At 45.9% G+C, this 19,324-nt stretch carries 17 protein-coding genes and 1 riboswitch; of the genes, 12 read left to right on the top strand and 5 right to left on the bottom strand.

Annotated elements, in window-relative coordinates; all coding sequences use genetic code 11:
• The first annotated feature begins 16 nt into the window (after positions 1–16).
• Positions 17–973: a primosomal protein DnaI gene (gene dnaI, locus MHH46_RS26540; protein WP_076134190.1), complete on the top strand. Its 957-nt coding sequence runs from the start codon at positions 17–19 to the stop codon at positions 971–973.
• Positions 974–1,328: 355 nt separating this feature from the next.
• On the opposite strand, the gene MHH46_RS26535 is transcribed toward dnaI, so the two are convergent.
• Positions 1,329–1,487 (bottom strand): YqzM family protein, encoded by a 159-nt coding sequence (locus MHH46_RS26535; protein WP_094902239.1) that lies wholly within the window; start codon positions 1,485–1,487, stop codon positions 1,329–1,331.
• Between the two features lie 352 nt (positions 1,488–1,839).
• On the opposite strand from MHH46_RS26535, the gene trxA reads away from it, so the two are divergent.
• Positions 1,840–2,157, top strand: coding sequence for a thioredoxin (gene trxA, locus MHH46_RS26530; RefSeq protein ID WP_036679814.1), 318 nt, complete (start codon positions 1,840–1,842; stop codon positions 2,155–2,157).
• Positions 2,158–2,278: 121 nt separating this feature from the next.
• Positions 2,279–4,231 (top strand): excinuclease ABC subunit UvrC, encoded by a 1,953-nt coding sequence (gene uvrC / locus MHH46_RS26525; RefSeq protein ID WP_282580007.1) that lies wholly within the window; start codon positions 2,279–2,281, stop codon positions 4,229–4,231.
• A gap of 88 nt (positions 4,232–4,319) precedes the next feature.
• Here uvrC and MHH46_RS26520 read toward each other — a convergent pair whose 3' ends face one another.
• Complete coding sequence (locus MHH46_RS26520) at positions 4,320–5,996, bottom strand: CPBP family intramembrane glutamic endopeptidase (RefSeq protein ID WP_076193304.1); 1,677 nt, start codon at positions 5,994–5,996, stop codon at positions 4,320–4,322.
• A 320-nt stretch (positions 5,997–6,316) separates the two neighbouring features.
• A riboswitch (cyclic di-AMP (ydaO/yuaA leader) is annotated at positions 6,317–6,492 on the top strand.
• A gap of 64 nt (positions 6,493–6,556) precedes the next feature.
• On the opposite strand from MHH46_RS26520, the gene MHH46_RS26515 reads away from it, so the two are divergent.
• Entirely contained in the window at positions 6,557–7,915 is a 1,359-nt protein-coding gene (locus MHH46_RS26515) for a TrkH family potassium uptake protein (RefSeq protein ID WP_249267754.1), read from the top strand.
• A gap of 13 nt (positions 7,916–7,928) precedes the next feature.
• Positions 7,929–8,600, top strand: coding sequence for a TrkA family potassium uptake protein (locus MHH46_RS26510; RefSeq protein ID WP_036679808.1), 672 nt, complete (start codon positions 7,929–7,931; stop codon positions 8,598–8,600).
• A 537-nt stretch (positions 8,601–9,137) separates the two neighbouring features.
• Here MHH46_RS26510 and MHH46_RS26505 read toward each other — a convergent pair.
• Positions 9,138–10,040: a LysR family transcriptional regulator gene (locus MHH46_RS26505; protein ID WP_036679806.1), complete on the bottom strand. Its 903-nt coding sequence runs from the start codon at positions 10,038–10,040 to the stop codon at positions 9,138–9,140.
• Between the two features lie 402 nt (positions 10,041–10,442).
• On the opposite strand from MHH46_RS26505, the gene MHH46_RS26500 reads away from it, so the two are divergent.
• From MHH46_RS26500 to MHH46_RS26470, 7 genes are all read left to right on the top strand, one after another.
• Positions 10,443–11,108: a succinate dehydrogenase cytochrome b558 subunit gene (locus MHH46_RS26500; RefSeq protein ID WP_036679804.1), complete on the top strand. Its 666-nt coding sequence runs from the start codon at positions 10,443–10,445 to the stop codon at positions 11,106–11,108.
• 45 nt (positions 11,109–11,153) lie between these two features.
• Complete coding sequence (gene sdhA, locus MHH46_RS26495; protein WP_076193302.1) at positions 11,154–12,896, top strand: succinate dehydrogenase flavoprotein subunit; 1,743 nt, start codon at positions 11,154–11,156, stop codon at positions 12,894–12,896.
• A 75-nt stretch (positions 12,897–12,971) separates the two neighbouring features.
• Positions 12,972–13,736, top strand: a complete 765-nt coding sequence (gene sdhB, locus MHH46_RS26490; RefSeq protein ID WP_036679800.1) for a succinate dehydrogenase iron-sulfur subunit — start codon at positions 12,972–12,974, stop codon at positions 13,734–13,736.
• A gap of 211 nt (positions 13,737–13,947) precedes the next feature.
• Complete coding sequence (locus MHH46_RS26485) at positions 13,948–14,739, top strand: DUF3891 family protein (protein ID WP_076193300.1); 792 nt, start codon at positions 13,948–13,950, stop codon at positions 14,737–14,739.
• A 57-nt stretch (positions 14,740–14,796) separates the two neighbouring features.
• Positions 14,797–15,726 (top strand): metallophosphoesterase, encoded by a 930-nt coding sequence (locus MHH46_RS26480; RefSeq protein WP_081387889.1) that lies wholly within the window; start codon positions 14,797–14,799, stop codon positions 15,724–15,726.
• 38 nt (positions 15,727–15,764) lie between these two features.
• A complete protein-coding gene (locus tag MHH46_RS26475) occupies positions 15,765–16,307 on the top strand; it encodes a GNAT family N-acetyltransferase (protein ID WP_076184756.1) in 543 nt (180 codons plus the stop codon).
• Positions 16,308–16,517: 210 nt separating this feature from the next.
• Entirely contained in the window at positions 16,518–17,249 is a 732-nt protein-coding gene (locus tag MHH46_RS26470) for an NADPH-dependent oxidoreductase (RefSeq protein ID WP_256717223.1), read from the top strand.
• A gap of 143 nt (positions 17,250–17,392) precedes the next feature.
• On the opposite strand, the gene MHH46_RS26465 is transcribed toward MHH46_RS26470, so the two are convergent.
• On the bottom strand, positions 17,393–18,202 hold the full coding sequence (locus MHH46_RS26465; protein ID WP_076193295.1) for a histidinol-phosphatase: 810 nt from the start codon (positions 18,200–18,202) through the stop codon (positions 17,393–17,395).
• Between the two features lie 71 nt (positions 18,203–18,273).
• A complete protein-coding gene (locus tag MHH46_RS26460) occupies positions 18,274–19,176 on the bottom strand; it encodes a LysR family transcriptional regulator (RefSeq protein WP_038573173.1) in 903 nt (300 codons plus the stop codon).
• Positions 19,177–19,324: the final 148 nt, after the last annotated feature.

The raw sequence follows: 19,324 nt of genomic DNA, 5'->3' as shown, positions 1-19,324 counted from the left end.
AAAGAGAGGTGGAACAATGGAGTCTATGGGCGATGTACTTCGTTCGATCAACAATCCAACTCTACGGCAGCGTCAACGCGATCTTGAACAGGGGTTATTCAATCATCCACTTGTGAAGGCATTACAGTCCGAACATCCTGAACTGGACGAATCACGACTGCGGCTTCATATGAGTCGCCTGTATCAATATGTAGAGGAAAGCCGAAACTGTGCGAACTGCCCAGGACTAGAGAAGTGTCCAAATGATTTTCCTGGCCATTATAGTAAACTAACGGTAGAAACTGTGAATGGTTCAGTGGATCTATATGAACGCAAGACGGCATGCCGGCTTAAAGTGGCACAAGATAATCAGGATAACATCCGCAAACGTATTCGTAGCTTTTATGTGGACGAGCGTGTACTTAACGGCGGTTATGATGAGATAGATATTATGGGCAAAGACCCGCGCCGGGTCTCGGCTGTGAATAAAATATTTGATTATATCACGAATGTTAAAGAGGAAGGCCTGACTTCACGCGGCATTTATTTACATGGCTCTTTCGGAACAGGCAAAACTTTTTTGATGTGTTATTTGCTGCATGAGCTTGCTGTTGCTGGATATACCGGAGTGATCGTATACATGCCAGACTTTATAGAGGACTTGAAATCGATCATGATGGATGGCCAGAAGATGAAGGAAACTGTCGATACAATGAAAAACTGCGATTTACTTATTTTTGATGACATTGGTGCGGAAAATTTGAATCCTTGGGCTCGTGATCATGTGCTTGGGGCGATCTTAAATTATCGGATGAACCGCAAACCAACCTTCTACACCTCGAATTATCCGTTGGATGGCTTGGAGAAACATCTTAGCTTTACGAGCAAAGATGGTGAAGAGGTCTATAAAGGCCAACGACTAATGGATCGCATTGCTCCTTTTGTGGATGTTCTTCCACTGCATGGGGAGAATCAAAGAGGGGCCAATAGATAAGCCTGGAATATTCATAATGTAAAATTCAAAAGAGCAGTGATTCCTCTTTTATTGGAGGATCGCTGCTCTTCGTTTTTTTAGTTATTCGAACTCAAACGCCGCTTTCTCTCTGCTACGAAGCAGGATCGCCTTAAGTCCTGATTGTTTTTCACTTGTTCAAACACACTTTCGGGTTGCAGCATCTGGCGGGCATACTGAATCTGATCGATAATTAGGGAGGAATTCCCTGATTCCGTTCATTTATAGCAAATATCGTCAGGGAGGTTTTCCCTCATTATTCTCAAAAAAAGAAGCCGCCCCATAAGTAGCATTCACTACTTTTGAGACAGCTTCTTTTTATTGTGTGATGATTCCTTTACTCCGAGAGAATAAACTTAAGGATGACCATTCCGAAAAAGACAACCGTCATAAACGTGGTCATTCCGAAAAATCCGGTCATTAAATCCCCAAGATCATTGCGGGGTTCTTCGTTGATATGTTCTCGTGGGTCCCGTACTTGCGCGTTAACATCCATAGTTTCTGCCTCCTTACAGGGACAAGCCCTGTATTATTAGATGCAAATTGACATTTGTTTATGAAATAAGTCATTGACAATTAATGCGCTTTCTTTAAGTATACCGAAATGCTGGGGAGGTTGTAAAGAAAAGAGTACGCAAAAAAATACATTGAAAGCAATATAATTGCGAGTGATATTTCACATATCCCATAAAGATATGTTATACTTGTAATGTGTCGGTAAGTGGTAATTTGGTTATCATATTACATGAAACAATTTATTAACTCATATTTCGGAGCAGCTTCCATGAACTAAGCTTTGGCTTAAGATGTGCGTAATGCTTCGCAAAACTTAAAGGAGGAACAATATCATGGCTATCGTGAACGTGTCTGACCAATCCTTCAGTAACGAAGTGGAAGGTCAAGGTACTGTAGTAGTAGACTTCTGGGCTCCTTGGTGTGGTCCTTGTAAAATGCTCGCTCCAATCTTGGATGAATTGTCCACAGAGCTCGGAGACGACGTGAAAATTGCAAAATTGAATGTGGATGAGAATCCGGAAACGGCTTCCCGTTTTGGTGTTATGAGTATCCCAACTCTGATCTTCTTCAAAGATGGTCAACCGGTAGATAAAGTTGTGGGACTGAACTCCAAAGAATCCCTGAAAAATATCGTAGCAAAACATCAATAATTGATAGATGCTACTGTTCGGGCCTCGGCCCTGCCACTCAGCGCCTTCGGTTCATTCCGGAGGCGTTTTGTGTGCTGAATGCCAACTAATCATGGGTCCAATTTAGCTGGAGGGGATCATTTTGGACAATATCCGCAATAAACTGGCACTACTACCCGATCTGCCTGGCTGCTATCTGATGAAGAATCAGGAAGGCACTATTATTTATGTGGGCAAAGCGAAGGTACTCAAGAATCGGGTGCGGTCTTATTTTACAGGCAGTCATAATGGTAAAACGCAGCGGCTTGTCGCTAATATTGCTGATTTTGAATATATCGTTACGTCCAGTAACATGGAAGCGCTCATTCTAGAGTGTAATCTGATTAAGAAACATATGCCGCGTTATAATGTGCTTCTAAAAGACGACAAGACGTTTCCTTATATAAAAATAACGAATGAAACTCACCCGCGCCTTGAGGTTACACGCCGGGTGATTAAAGATAAAGCAAAATATTTTGGCCCTTATCCTAATGCTTATGCTGCTCAGCAGACAAAAAAGCTCCTAGATCGTATGTACCCGCTTCGTAAATGCGGCGTGATGCCAAAGGAGGTCTGTCTTTACTATCACATGGGCCAGTGTTTGGCACCGTGTGAGAAGGAGGTTCAGAAATCCGAGTATGAGCAGATTACGCAGGACATCGCTGCTTTTCTAGGCGGAGGTCATGAGGCGGTTAAAAAGGATTTACAGCAAAAAATGCAGGAAGCTGCTGAGGAATTATATTTTGAGCGGGCGAAGGAACTGCGGGATCAGATTATCCATATCGATGCATTGATGGAGAAGCAGAAGATCAACACTACAGATACTAAGGACCGGGATGTATTTGGTTATGCTGTAGACAAGGGATGGATGTGTGTACAGATTCTGTACATGAGACAAGGGAAGATGATTCAGCGCCATTCCTCCGTGTTCCCGTTCTATGGTGAAGCCTACAGTGACTTTATGTCTTATGTGACGCAGTATTATAGTGATAATCCCGCTTTGCCGCAGGAGATCCTGCTGCCGGATGTGCTCGATGAGGAGTCTCTGGCTAATAAAGAGACTAAACCCGAGATCGCCATAGCTGCTCCAGCAGAAGCGGATTTACAACAGGGTGAAGATACTCCTGAATCGGCTGAAGAGGCTGAGGCACGTGCGACGGCGGCGGAGGAAGCTGCGGCAGCTGGGATCGTGGATGCCGCTGGCGGCGCCTCCATTCTGCAGGAGTGGCTGGGCATTAAGGTGCTTGTGCCACAACGCGGTCTTAAGAAGCAGATGGTTGGCATGGCTTGCCAAAATGCAAGAGTGGCTATCGACGAGAAATTCCGGCTGATTGAACGGGATGAAGAGCGTACCTCTGGAGCAGCGATCAGCTTAGGCGAGAGCTTGGGGCTTGAACGCTTGAGCCGTATTGAGGCGTTCGATAACTCGAACATTCAGGGGACTAATCCGGTCTCAGCGATGGTTGTCTTCATTGATGGCAAGCCTGCACGAAAAGAGTACCGTAAATATAAGGTTCGTACGGTGGTGGGTGCGGATGATTATGGAACGATGCGCGAGGTCATTCGGCGGCGATATGAGCGGGTATTGAAGGAGAATCTTCCGATACCGGATCTTATCGTGGTCGATGGAGGGAAAGGGCAAATCTCCTCTGCTATTGATATTCTGGAGAATGAGCTGGGATTATTCATTCCGGTCTGCGGCCTTGTTAAGGATGATAAGCATAAGACGGCTCAGCTTTTAGTTGGAGATCCGCCAGAGCCTGTCGCGCTAGCCCGGGACAGTCAGGAATTTTACCTTTTGCAGCGGATTCAGGATGAGGTCCATAGGTTCGCGATCACCTTCCACCGTGAACAGCGCGGGAAGTCCATGGTTACCTCCAAGCTGGACTCTATACCTGGTATAGGTGAGAAGCGCCGTAAAGCGCTGCTAAAGCATTTCGGGTCGCTTAAGAAAATTAAAGAAGCCTCCGTGGATGATTTCCGTACACTTTCTATTGGAGAAAAGCTGGCAAAACAAATTCTTGATGCGCTCAAGGATGAAGAGCCAACCTCATAGCAATGGTGACAAAAGAAAAAGGGTATCAAAGCAGCGACTAAAGCGGCTTTGATGCCCTTTTTTAATTTCATTACGTCTTCACATTAGTTTAAATCAAAGAAGAAGGCTCCACCGGCTTAGGTTTCTGTGGTGGATTAAATCGATAGACGATGTAAGCGACTATGAACGGTATAATAATCGCGAAGATACCCGCGCCTACATTTACGCTCTCCTTCATAAAGATCAGCGTAGCGCCCATCAGGATGCTGTCAAACACGACGTGGCTGAACATGACAGCAATAAACCCGTAACGAAGGAAAATATAGCTGAACAGCAGCCCGATTACAGTCAGCTCAATGGGACGGGAGCTGATGGGATAGATCGGATATAACGTATGGCCAAACGCCCAAACCAGCGTGGTGATCAAGCAAGCGATAAAAGTGTTCCGGAACACCTTTTTCAGCATAGGAATTCCGAAAAAGCGATAAATGGCTTCCTCAGATAAACCAGCGAGCCATGCGACGATAGGCAGAAGCCAAGCATATCTCATGTTATAAGGAGATTGGGTGGCGTCTGTAGTAGACCAATTGTGCAAGGTAAACGATAATATGATGAACATAACCGTCTGCACCCCTAGCAGAACGAAAGCCCAGATGTATCCAGCCCGGATACTGTCCAACACATATTGTCCATAGCCGGGCTCTTTGGCGCGGGGCCAAGGGTTCATGCCTTCCTCTTTTCGCCATAGGCCATTACCGCCCACTAAAGAGAAGTAGAGCAAGGAGGACATCAGCAGGCTGTACAAAGCATAAATGATAAACATAATGACAGAGGTAATCTGTGCTTCTAGCCCTTCGCCCGTTGATTCAGGCAGCATATTATAGGTGCTGATCATCATGATTACAAAATAGGCTGAGCTTAGGAATACTCCACGTTTAAAGGAAGTATGCTCTCTTCTAAGAATACTGTAGACGAGTGCCAGAATTCCTAAAATCAGTGTGGGTATACCGTAACCGAATAATGTTAGCTTTTCCGCTAAAGAGGTCTGTCCTTGTACGTAGGAGGTATGCCAAGCCGGTGCAGTGAATCCGGCATTAAAGCTGGATACCTGCTCTCCACTGAAATCAAAATAATAGTGCAATAAGGATTCGCCGACCTGAACAGTACTATCCGTATACACTAGCCCATGGCTTCCTGTATTCGATTCAATTTGTAGCTTGGCAGGATTTACTTCCCATTCCTGAAGCCAAGGACGAGCAAGATTCTCCTTCTGCGCTAGAGTGAGGTCAGCTCCCTTGTCCTCTTTTGCACCAACGGAAGCGATGCCTGACCCCTCTTCGGAGACAACTTTTGCAGCCTTTGAGAAAGCGACAATCTTACCGGTATACATATTGAGGTCAACGATGATTTGCGGTTCTTGCTCCGCTGAAGGAGTAAGCGTTGCCCGAAAGACATCAAAAGGATATTTTTGATCCAATTTTTTCTTGGTGTAGTCCTCCACAAGCTTCTCGCGAGACATATAACCATAAAAGGAAGAGTCCGTCTGGTAAAGTACATTCCATTGATCGTTTGGTGCTTCGGTGTAGTTGAGCTTTTGTTCTGCGAATAATATGGCTTGGTCACGGGCTTCTGCCTTGCTAATGACGGTGGTATCTTCACCTGTAGGGCTACTAAGCAGTGAAGGGGAAATCTGAAACATAATAAATAGAATAAGACCGATAATGCCCGAGATGATGAGCCTCTTGGAGAGGGCACGTTGCTGTAAGGGCTGGCCGACGGGATTCATGTAACGCCTCCTTGTTATGTACTGACAATGTTATGTTCCATTATAGTATTAGTGCCTGGTTGGTTACAAAAAACATTATATGTTCTTTTTATGGGTAATAGAGATAGTATAGAATAGTCATGTGAATTTATACCATGAATTTTATCGTGTTCATTTCTGCACGAATGATGAGAATCGGTGTAATTGCAGGGAAAACACGGAAAAGTGATGAGAAAAGGCACTCCTTTTGATGCAGTCTCTTTAAACCGCATTTTTTCATGTGAATGAGCATTAATTGTGTCTTTGTGAATTCACTAAATAACGTATATAATTTGTATGCAATTGTATAGTAGCCGAATTTCTGGTGAAAACGGGGGAACCATAAGAAGTGATGAAAAGTGGAGTGTACACGATAAATGGCACTTTCATCAGGGGTGAATTTCGTTCTGGGAACGAATAGGGCAGCCTGCACAGTCCGAATCCGACAGCTAACCTCGTAGGCTAATTTACTGCAGGAACCAAGTCAGCATTGGTTTTCCAGTGCTTTTTTTGTTGGAATTTTTGATAAGAAGGTGAGCAAAGTGGCTTCACAGTTTCGCAGGATTTCTGAATTTAAGTTTCTGAAGCTCTCGCCGCCGCAGATACTGGTGCTTGGTTTTGCATCGATCATTCTGATAGGGGCCTTGCTGCTTATGCTGCCCATCTCAAGCACAAGCGGGAATTCCGTGGAATTTATTGATGCATTATTTACTTCAACGTCGGCAACCTGTGTTACAGGGCTTGTTGTGCTGGATACCGGAACTTCGTTCACCATTTTTGGGAAAACCGTAATTATGATCCTGATCCAGATCGGCGGCTTAGGTTTTATGACCATGGCCACTCTATTTTCACTGGTGTTAAAGCGTAAAATATCTTTGCGGGACAGGCTAATCCTACAGGAAGCCATGAATCAAGGCTCTATGGAAGGAATTGTGCGACTGATCCGGAGAGTCCTCATATATTCTCTTGTCATAGAAGGCTGTGCCGCTGTGCTGCTGTCTATTCGCTGGGCTTTTGATATGCCGTTGGGAAAAGCGATTTATTATGGCATATTTCATGCGGTGTCTATGTTTAATAATGCGGGGTTCGATATTTTTGGGGATTTTCGCAGTTTAACTGATTATGTATATGATCCGCTTGTGAATATTATTGTGATGTTTCTGATTGTCTCCGGCGGGATTGGTTTTATTGTAATGTCAGATCTGGTGGAGTTTCGGGTAACCCGCAGGCTGTCTCTACATAGTAAAGTTGTCTTGTCCACCAGCACAGGGCTGATTCTGATCGGAGCTTTGGTTATTTTTATATTTGAGTTTACTAACACTCGTACCCTGGGTTCACTGAATTTCGGCGGTAAAATATTATCGGCCTTCTTTCAATCCGTGTCTCCCCGTACGGCTGGCGCGAACACAGTAGATATTGCTGGACTTCGGCAGGCTACACAATTTTTTATAGTGATTCTTATGTTTATTGGTGCTTCTCCGGGCTCAACGGGCGGGGGGATTAAGACAACAACCTTTACGATGATGATTGGTGCTGTAATTGCTATGCTGCGTGGACGGGAAGATGTTGTGTTGTTCCGTTATCGGCTGGCTCAAGAGCGCATCTACAAGGCATTAACGATCACGCTGCTGGCTTTGTTGTTAATCGCCTCTGTGTCGATGATACTCTCCACAACTGAAGACAGTAATTTCTTGGCAATCTTGTTTGAGACGACCTCCGCCTTTGCTACGGTAGGACTGACTATGGGGCTAACTCCGGAACTGTCAGCGATCGGTAAGATTCTACTCTGTCTGACGATGTTTGCAGGTCGGCTAGGTCCACTAACCTTAGCGTATGCACTCGGTCCCAAACAGGGTAAACCACTGTATAAGTATCCGGAAGGTAAAATAATTATTGGATAGGAGTTAATTAGAAATGAAAGCACAGCAATTTGTAGTAATCGGCTTAGGTCGCTTCGGTTCAAGCCTGGCGCTTGAGCTGATGGAAATGGGCTACGAGGTGCTCGGCATTGACCACCATGAAGAACGCGTGGAGGAAATGAGCGATCAGCTGACGCATACGGTAGTAGCAGATGCTACAGATGAGGGAATTATGCGCTCGCTTGGTGTACGGAACTTTGATTGTGGGATTGTTGCGATTGGTGACAATATGGAGAGAAGCATTCTGGCGGCCATTTTGTTGAAGGAGATTGGAGTCAAGCAAGTGGTGGCTAAGGCAATCTCTATCCTTCATGGCCGCGCACTGTCGCGGCTGGGGGTTGATCGGGTTATTTTTCCGGAGCGGGATATGGGGATTCGTGTGGCACATCAGCTGGTGACGCCCAATTTGCTGGATTATATTGAACTGTCCAAGGATTATAAAATTGTCGAGCTGACCGTACCGTCCTGCATGAACGGCAGAAGCTTGTCTGATTTAAATACAAGAGCTAAATATGGCTGCAGTATTGTTGCCCTAAATAGGGAAAGCGGAATAATCGTCGCTCCAACTGCCCATGATTATTTGAGTGAAGGCGATGTTATGGTACTCATTGGTCCTAATGAAAGTATTGACCGTTTTGAGAGTGAAGTTGTGAACCAAGAATCATAGGAAAAGAAGCTGACTCAAAAGTAGTGAATTCTACTTAGGGGCAGCTTCTTTTTTATGGAGTAAAGAGTAGGAAACGTATTGGATTTTAATATGCCATATGACTATAGACTATGCGTAGTGTTCTAAGATATTGCTTTGGGGGTAGGCGAGTTGCTAGGTGTGATATTCGTACGGCTGTAGTAGATGATTTGTGGTATCTGTGACGGTGAAATATGTGTGGCGAAAAGCGATATGTGTTCTTTGTTTGTGCGATGTACAGAGTGGGTTTGAAACTAGTTGGGGAAAAACTCCCTGAAAATAGCCACTATTCGCTCTAAATGAACGACATTAGGGAATTCCCCTCTAATAAACAGAGGAATTCCTTTATTAGTTAATTACTGAATCGGCCGAAAATAGGGGAGTTTTCCCTAATTATAAGTCTGCTGAACAAAAATCTCTGAATTTTAGGGAGGAATTCCCTAATTCCTCGATAAGTGCTTCACTTATTGCCTCATTTGGAGATCATTAGGTGCGCCCCTTGATTCATTTGGTCCGGCTTTACTGCTCACGTTCTGTCAGAAACATCTCTTCGGTAACTTGCACCAGACTGCGAGCCGCCGTGCTCATGCTTCCATCGTCACGGTAGATCAGGCAGGTGGTCCGTTGAGTTTGCTCCAGCTCCTTGATATGTAAGGACACCAGCCCGCCGCCGTTCAGCAGTTCTGGACGCAGATAAGACTTTGGCAGCAACGCAGCCGCTTTGACAGTCGGAAGCAGCCGTACGATGGCTTCGAAGGAGTCAATCTCCATGCGCACATCGGGATCAATCCCGCAGCGCTGGAATAGATCGTCCGTCAGACGCCGGTACCAGGTCCCCTTTGAGAAGAGAATCATAGGCAGCCGGGATAGATTATCCATGGTTAGCTTGGAAGATAAATTTAAAGGATGCTGCTCTGAGACGACTAGTCGCAGTTGATCCTCAAATAGAGAAATGCAGCGCAACCCGGGTTCTTGAATAGAGGAAGCGATCAGACCTACATCTGATTTTCCCTCACTAACTGAGGATACGATCTCATGCGTTCGGCCAGTGATCAGCTTCAGCTCTGCGGTCGGATATTTGTCCATATAAGCGTTTACCAGCGGCGGAAGCGTGGTCTGCAGGGAGGTAAGACTAGCCCCCAAGGTGACAAGCCTTGGCTCCCCCTCTTTGAATTTGGAAAGAGCCTCCAGAAACTTCGAACGCTGCTGCCGTTGTTCAAGCGCATAGGAATAAGTGAGACGCCCAACCTCGGTTAACTCCAGTCGTTTGCCATAACGATTAAACAGTGCGACCCCCAGACGTTCCTCGAGTTTAGAAATTTTGCGAGACAAGGCGGGCTGGGATAGATTGAGCTGGCGTGAGGCCCGGTTTAAGCTGGAATGTTCCACAACTGCTGCAAAAACATCTAAATCGTCAAACATAATTGAGTTCCTCTCCTAATGCGATGTACGATCAGTAGTGATGAAATTCATAGCCGTAAGAGTAACTGTTCTTATTACATAAGGAAAATCAGGTTATGTCGGAAAATGTTGTTTTGCTAAATGAGAATTATTATCATATAAAATCTATTCTTATGCGTTTATTGTATAACGTTTAATAATTAGATTGCAATTCCCTTATAAGCGAAAAAAGAGTAACATGAAAAGTGACACAAGATATTCACATTTTGTGAAAAATAAAACTAAGTCCGGTAAACTCTAGGATAACGGTAAATTAAGGAATTATGTCATTGGATTGTCAACGTTATCCTGTGTCAAATGTAGTTCCGGCGGTGAATACCCATTAATGAAAACGCTGTTTTAATCGGAAAGGGGTTACTTTGTATGAAAGGATTTTATTCCAGAAAGATTCATTCCTTGCTAGGCGTTATCCCACTTGGAGCCTTCTTCATTGAGCACATGATGACGAATTTTGCGGCTGTAGAGGGTGGCGCTTCCGGTTTCACTGACAGCGTGTTATGGCTGAACAGCCTGCCGCTCGTTTTCTTCCTGGAATTGTTCGGTATATGGCTTCCTCTGCTGTACCATGGGGTATACGGACTTTATATTGCGTATCAATCCAAGCCGAACTTGAACCGTTTCAACATTGAAAGAAACTGGCGTTATACCCTGCAACGGATTACAGGTATTGTTACCTTCATCTTTATCGTCTGGCACTTGTTCCAAACACGGGTTCAGGTGGCGGTGGGTAATGTGGAGCACGAAGAATTAGGCGGTCTGATGCATGATATCGTGACTCAGCCACTTCTGCTGACACTGTATATTATCGGTATCGTTGCTGCATGCTTCCACTTCTCGAACGGTCTCTGGTCTTTCTTGATCAGCTGGGGAATTACCGTAGGTCCACGTGCACAGCGGGTATCTTCTTACCTCTGTCTTGGCATATTTGTATTAGTAACTTTCATGTTCCTGATTTCGCTGGTTACTTTCCGTGACAGTGAATTTCAAACTGCAGCAACCATTGCCCAGTCCATAAAGACCTTCATTTAATTTAAGAATCCTTTCTGATATTTTCGATAAAAGGAGTGAACTATCATGGCAACATCCGATATCATTATCGTGGGCGGCGGCCTGGCCGGCCTGATGGCTACCATCAAGGCAGCGGAAGCTGGTGCGCATGTCCATTTATTCTCATTAGTTCCTGTAAAAAGATCACACTCCGTATGTGCGCAAGGCGGCATCAATGGCGCTGTAAATACCAAAGGTGAGGGCGACTCCCCTTGGGAGCATTTTGATGACACCGTCTATGGCGGTGACTTTTTGGCGAATCAGCCGCCGGTTAAGGCGATGTGTGAAGCTGCGCCAGGTATCATTCACCTTATGGACCGGATGGGCGTTATGTTCAACCGTACGCCGGAAGGCCTGCTCGACTTCCGGCGTTTCGGCGGAACGAAGCGGCACCGTACAGCTTTTGCCGGCGCGACTACAGGCCAACAGCTGCTGTACGCGTTGGATGAGCAGGTGCGCCGCTGGGAAGCTGAAGGTCTCGTAACTAAACGCGAGAACTGGGAGTTCCTTTCAGCTATCATCGACGACGAAGGTGTATGCCGAGGCATCAGTGCCCAGAATCTTAAGACGATGGAGATTGAGACTTTTCCTGCGGATGCTGTTATTTTGGCAAGCGGCGGGCCGGGTATTATTTTTGGCAAAACAACGAACTCCGTAATTAATACAGGGACAGCCGCAAGTGCGGTATACCAACAGGGCGTACATTATGCCAACGGAGAATTTATCCAGATTCACCCAACGGCTATTCCAGGAGATGACAAGCTCCGCCTGATGTCGGAATCGGCACGTGGCGAGGGCGGCCGTATCTGGACTTATAAAGACGGGAAACCGTGGTATTTCCTCGAAGAAAAATATCCGTCCTACGGTAACTTGGTGCCGCGCGATATTGCTACACGTGAAATTTTTAATGTGTGTGTGGATCAAGGGCTGGGCATTAATGGCGAGAACATGGTGTATTTGGACCTCTCTCACAAGGATCCGAAAGAGCTGGACGTGAAGCTTGGCGGGATTATTGAAATTTACGAAAAATTCATGGGGGATGATCCCCGTAAAATACCAATGAAGATCTTCCCTGCTGTGCACTATTCTATGGGCGGCATGTGGGTTGATTACAATCAAATGACGAACGTTCCTGGTCTTTTTGCAGCCGGAGAATGTGAATATCAATATCACGGAGCGAACCGTCTAGGCGCCAACTCTCTGGTATCTGCTATTTACGGCGGTATGGTCGCAGGACCAAAGGCTGTTGAATACATTAAAGGCCTGAAGAAATCATCGCAGGATATCTCTTCTTCCGTATTCGATAGCTTCCACAAAAAGCAAACGGACAAATATGAGTCTCTATTGGCAATGTCAGGGACAGAGAATGCTTATGTGATCCACAAGGAACTGGGCGAATGGATGACCGCTAATATGACCGTGGTGCGGCACAATCCGAAGCTGGAAGCGACCATTGGTAAAATCAAAGAGCTTAAGGAGCGTTATCGCAAGATCAATATGAATGATGCATCGCGCTGGAATAACCAAGGTGTGGCCTTCACTCGCCAGCTCTGGAATATGCTGGAGCTGTCCGAAGCGATGACACTTGGAGCGCTTATGCGCGATGAGAGCCGTGGTGCACATTACAAACCGGAATTCCCGAATCGTAATGATGAGGAGTTCTTGAAGACCACAAAAGCAGCCTGGACTGCAGAGGGTCCACAAATCTCCTACGACGAAGTGGATGTCTCGCTGATTCCTCCACGGGTACGCGATTATTCGAAGGATTAATGCTTTCCAGTAACAGAATAGCTTGCGAGGCAAGCTTCATGAAATAAAATCAGGCAATTTTAGGAGGGAACCATTATGGCGGAAACAGCTGCAGCTCCCAAAAACGTAAAGTTTATCATCACCCGCCAGGACGATCCACAAAGTTCATCGTATGTCGAGGAATTTGAACTTCCTTATCGTCCAGGTATGAATGTGATCAGTGCTTTGATGGAAATTCAGCGTAACCCTGTGAATGCCAAAGGTGACAGCACAGTTCCCGTATGCTGGGATTCCAACTGTTTAGAAGAAGTGTGCGGAGCTTGCTCCATGGTGATTAATGGCAAACCCCGCCAAGCCTGCGCTGCACTTATAGACAATCTGGAGCAGCCTGTACGAATTGAGCCTATGAAGACATTTCCGGTGGTGCGTGACTTAGTCATTGACCGTACCCGGATGTTCAATGCACTAAAAAGGGTGAAAGCATGGATTCCGATTGACGGTACGTACGATCTTGGACCGGGACCGCGGATGCCGGAGAAAAAACGGCAGTGGGCCTATGAATTATCCAAATGTATGACCTGTGGCGTATGTTTGGAGGCTTGTCCGAATGTCAACGAAAAGACGGATTTCATCGGACCGGCAGCCATTTCTCAAGTACGTCTGTTCAATGCTCACCCTACAGGTGAAATGAACGCTGACGAAAGATTGGACGCTCTGATGGAGGATGGCGGGATCGATGGCTGTGGTAACTCACAGAACTGTGTACGTGCTTGTCCAAAGGGGATTCCTCTTACGACATCCATTGCAGAAATTAACAAGCAAACAACGAAGCATATGTTCAAACGTTGGTTAGGTGTGTAATTAATAGTACCGCCAAATGTTTATCTATTGAGCTATCCTCAAAGTGGATTCCATTCGCTGGGGGGTAGCTTTTTTTATGTTGTTATGACTCTCTTATCTGCTTGTGGCGGGAAAGTCTTGCAGGGCTGGAGCAGGTTCAGAACATTGACCAATTTATGCTATAATATCCATTGTTAACGTAATGTTAGCTGTGGAACAAGGAGGAATAATCGTGATTTGTCGGGAGCAAGATGGAGCAATTGTAATGGTTAAGCAGCATGATCACGGGAAACTTGCCGGAGAGCTGGCCATTGGGTTCAAAGAGCAGCATGTGCCAACTGAAGGACGCCGGGAAGAGGTACTGTGGGCAGTAGCGCAGCATGATAGGGGTTGGATTGATCTCGATGAGACCCCTTTCTGGAATGATGCGGAGCAAGCACCCTACACCTTTATTGATTTTCCTGTAGTGCCTAAGTTGACCTTTTATAAGCGTGGATTAGATGAGATTGAGGAACACACACCGTACGGAGCGTTGCTGTGCAGCTTGCATTTTGAGCGGCTTATTAAGATTGCGGGACTCGATTATCCAGAACTAACGTTATATCAAGAACATGAAGAGGAACGCAGAGCACGTATCCATCGGGAGCTTGAAGCTTCCAAGCCTATTGGGGAAGATGAGCTGTATTATGATGCCCGCCTTTTAGAATTCTGCGATGATCTGTCCTTGTATTTGGCCTTAAATGAGCCAGGGTGTCCGAAATCAGAGGAGCATCCATGGTGGCGTGAAGGGTTCTCAGGTACTGAAGATTTCAGTTTTACGTCAGGTCGTGTTATCACAGCGGAGTGGCAGGATAAGTCAACGTTAATGCTTGAACCGTTTCCTTTTGAAAAAACGCTGGAAGTAGCATTTATGCTGAGACGAGTTGAAAAATCAGAAATCGCAAAAAAAGGGATTGCACGCGCTTACAGCGAAACTCCGGAAGAAGAATGCCGGATTGTTCTAACTGCCCGGAATAATATATAAGTTATTATTTGGACCATCTGTTTTTCGGGGAAAAGGTAAAGAAAGGAGAATCTCCCTATGAAGATACAATCGTCTGGGGCTTCTCCCAATAAGAATGGCGATAAGATCCACAAGGACACCTCTAAGGGGCGTTCTGGTGGCGAGTCAACAATTACCCGCCGGCAGTTCCTGACTCGGAGTGCGGCTGCTGTAATCGGCGCAGGATTGCTTACAAGCGGATATGCATGGCAGGGGGAGCCGAACTGGATTGAGGTCACTAAGCTGGACTTGCGCTTTAAGGAGCTTCCTTCCGCTTTTTCAGGGATGAAGCTTGTTCATTTCAGTGATACGCATCTCGGATTTAATAAGGATGCCAGGGATCTGACCCGACTCGCTAAACATATAAGCAAAGCTGAACCGGATCTTATTTGCTTCACGGGTGACATTGTGGACAGCGATCCTGAGGATCTTGTTGAAGCCGTACCGGTGCTGGCAGCGTTAAGTGCGCCATTGGGTAAATTTGCGATATTAGGCAATCATGATTACAAGAATACCCAGCTGGTTACCGAGCTGCTGGAGTCTGCGGGCTTCCGGGTGCTAAGGAATAAATCCTACCTTCTAAAAAGAGGCGGGGCAGTCATGGCGGTTACGGGTCTGGATGATCTGTTACACGGTAAACCCGACCCAGCGAAAGCCATTACTGGTGTTCCTGAAGGAACCTTTAACGTCCTTTTGATGCATGAGCCGGATTATGCGGATACCGCACAGGCCTATTCATTTGATCTACAGCTTTCCGGGCACAGTCATGGCGGACAAATTCGCCTGCCCTTTATAGGTGCGCCATTTACACCTTATGGATCTCTTAAATACATAAATGGATTGTATTATACAGAAGACAAAGCCATGCCTGTGTATGTGAATAGAGGGTTTGGAGAGACATACATGCCTTTTCGGTTATTGTGTAGGCCAGAATTAACGGTTCTGACGCTGCATCGGTCCATGAGCTGATTAGGCTGGAATTTTAGCTGCACGGAAGGGGAGAGAAGATGAGCACCTATGGAGCAGTGTTGTTAGAGACACAACATGGTTTAGCGGTAGATCTGAGGCTGATCATGCCTGAGGATGTTTTAGCTTTGCGGCAGCTGCTCTCCCATCCAGATGTGCAGCGCCATATTCTAGTACGCTCCGGCCCTGGATCAGTATCTGCCCAGGTAGAGAAGCTGGTAAACCGGATGTTATTTGCCTTCGATCCTTGTGCGCTGCATGCCGGGATCTATTTAAAGGGGCAGCAGCGGTTGATCGGTATAGTGGCTTTGCAGAATTGGAACCGCCGTGAGGGCACAGCTACCTTAGGATATATGCTGGACCCGGCATGGTGGGGATGCGGGCTGGCGACGGAGGCCGTGGGTTTGTTTTTGAACTATAGTGTTCATACCCTTGGGATAACAAGGATCGAAGGACGCTGCACAGGAGATAATATTAGATCGGAACGTGTGATGCTCAAGAACGGTATGAAGCTGGAGCGGGTGATGCCCAAAGTCGGCTCCTTGGACGATGTAATGAAAGTATTCACATTGTTACACAAATGAAATAATGCCGTTATCAAACTCTAACAGTGTGCGGTTAAACTAAGTACATGACCCCCTTTTAAAAATATACTGCTTTGGGACCCGATGATTCGGGTCCATTTTTTTTGTTTGAAAAGAGTAGCGTAAGTGATTGGCAGTACCGAATCCGATCGTTTATGATTAACATACTATGGATTGGAATGACCAAGGAGGCGTAACATTTTGAATGAAGTGGTACAAACATTAAAAAATCATCGTTCTTTCCGGCAATATTCAAACCAGCCTGTGGAGCCAGAGAAGCTACAAACAATGATTGAATCGGCTCAAGCCGCACCGTCATGGGTTCATGGACAGCAGGTATCGATAATCGCCATCAAAGATCCTGCGCGTAAGCAGCAGCTTTCAGTTTTGTGCGGAAATCAGAAGCATGTAGCGGCAGCACCGGTTTTTTTGGTGTTTTGCCTGGATTTTTATAGAGCTAAAGTAGCTAGTGAGCTGGAAGGCAAGTCTTTTGAAGCCGTAAAAGATGTGGATGCACTTTTGGTTGGAGCTACAGATGTGGGAATCTCATTGTCTAACGCGATTGCAGCGGCGGAATCCATGGGACTGGGCATCATTCCTATTGGAGGTGTACGCCGCAACACAGCGGGTGTGATTGAACTGCTGAAGCTGCCGGAGTACGTATTCCCTGTCGTCGGTCTCTGCGTGGGATACCCAGCGGAGGAGGTTTCTCAGAAGCCGCGGCTGCCGCTGGAAGCTATATTTCATGAGGAGCAATACAATCCGGATGTACAAGGCCTCCTGGAGGCATATAATCAAACCCACCGTGAATACTTGCAGCAGCAGGGGATGACGGAGAGAGATTGGACCAGTACGATTGCTCATTTTTATGAGATCAACCCGGAATATGGAGATGCGAAACGTACGCTGAAACAACAAGGTTTTAGCTGTGATAATCTGTAAATAAACAAAAAAATGCACCAAGCTGAGATTGGTTTAACGGAGGGTGAACCCTGCCCCTAAACCAATAACGCTTGGTGCATTATTTAATTTCTCGCTTTAACGCTTACCGTCCTTATAGGGACGTTGAAGGCGTTTAGGCTTGATTACAGAGAAACTTTGACTTTTTGGCGCTGCTTGTAATAAACCCAGTGTGTAAAGCCTATTGCTTTGAGCTGTGCAGCTACCGCATCCCGATCCTCAGCGACCCGGGACGGCTTATGTGCATCCGAACCGAAACTAACCTCTACGCCAAAATGTAGTGCCCGCTCCAGAATATCTTCAGAGGGATACCAGCCGCCGACCAGCTTAGTTCCGCCTGAGGTATTGATTTCGATGGCCACGTCACATTCACTAATTACACGCAGACAATCGTCAATCGGCTGAGGTGCAGGAATTTCGGAAAAAGCAGGATAATTCCCCTTCATCGCATCAATATGCCCGAGTATTTGGAACATACCACTGCGTGCGGAATCAGCAATCAACCGGTAATATTCAGACTTCACGCGGATCTTCTCATTTTTGCTAAGGTTTTTCCAGCGCCCTTTGTTAAAAATGCTGACTCCACCAACACTATGTACCGATCCAATCACATAATCAAAAGGGTAGGCGGATAATGTCTTGCGGTATATCTCAGCATGTTCGGGGAAGTAATCTGATTCGATGCCTAACAGGACGTCGATAACGCCCTCGTACTCTTTTTTGAGGGAGAGAACATCATCTACATAATTAGCAAATTCGGATTTAGCCATTGCGATTTTGGGAAAAGCCTGATCGGATGGATCTCCGAAATAGGGAGTATGATCGGAAATACCTATAACGCCCAATCCAGCGGCAATCCCAGCTTCGATATAATCTCTAATCGTTCCGTCAGCATGGCCACAGCGGAAATGATGGGTGTGTAAATCAAATTTCATCAAGAACATCTCCTTTAAACAAGGTTATGCAATCAGCTCAGAAGTAATCGGTTCCACTTTGTGGGTGGGATTTATTCAGACCCGATAAATTGGGTTTCTGGCATGCCTTTAAGATCGCTTAGGAACTGCCTCATAGCAGAGTTTACGTATTTTCCTGATTTCGTGATCACACCAACAGGATGCGTGACCTCCAGCTCAATAATTGGCACAATTTTGAGAGTGCCGGCTCGAACCTCAGCGGTAACTGACTGCTTGGAAATAATGGCGGCGCCCAAATCGAGCTCGACCATCCGTTTCACTTCCTCGCTGCTGGTCAGCTCCATAATGACCTGAGGTTGAATGCCATGTTTGTTCAGAACCTCATCCGCAAATTTACGGCCCACTGTGTCTGGTGAGAGCAGAATCAGCGGGGTTTTGCTTAAGGCTTCTATCCCAGCGGTCTTCACTTGAGCGAGAGGGTGTCTGGGAGAGACCACCAGTTCGAAGGTATCATAATACAAAATGGAAGTAGACATGCCCGGGCTACGTCCAATTAAATAACCGATGCCGACATCAACAATGCCGTTTTCGACATGCTGATAAATTTGTGATGAGGACATAGAGGAAATTGATGTTTTGATATGGGGGAACTGGTCTTTAAAATAAGATAGAATACGCGGTAAAATTTGAATAGCGATTGAGGTAGTTGTGCCTAAAACTATATGACCTTGGGGATTTTCATCAAGATCTGCAAGCCGTTCCTTAAGTTCCTCGACAATCCTCACTATTTGTTCCGCATGCTCCAGAAAGACAGTCCCTCTATCCGTTAATGTAACAGGCTGGTTTCGGTCAACCAGCTGAGTCTTGAACTCTTCTTCAAGGCTCTTAATCTGTGCTGAAACCGCTGGTTGGGTCAGATTAAGCAGTTCTCCGGCCTTGCGAAAGCTCATCGTTTTGGAAATTGTTATTAGTGTCTCCAGCTGGCTGATGTTCATGGAATACCTCCTTTGGACCATCGAATTGGATGTGTAATTGCGTTAATATCTTACGTTCCACGTTGGCATTTGTTTAAATTATAGGAGATAATACCCGGCAGAGCAATGTTGCTGCGTAAACTATCTTGGGTTTGAATTCGACATATGC

It is taken from the genome of Paenibacillus sp. FSL H8-0175, from assembly GCF_045040615.1.
Classification (GTDB): Bacteria; Bacillota; Bacilli; order Paenibacillales; family Paenibacillaceae; genus Paenibacillus_AQ; species Paenibacillus_AQ odorifer.
Note: the sequence above shows the minus strand (reverse complement) of the source record. Positions and strands in the feature narration are given on the sequence as shown.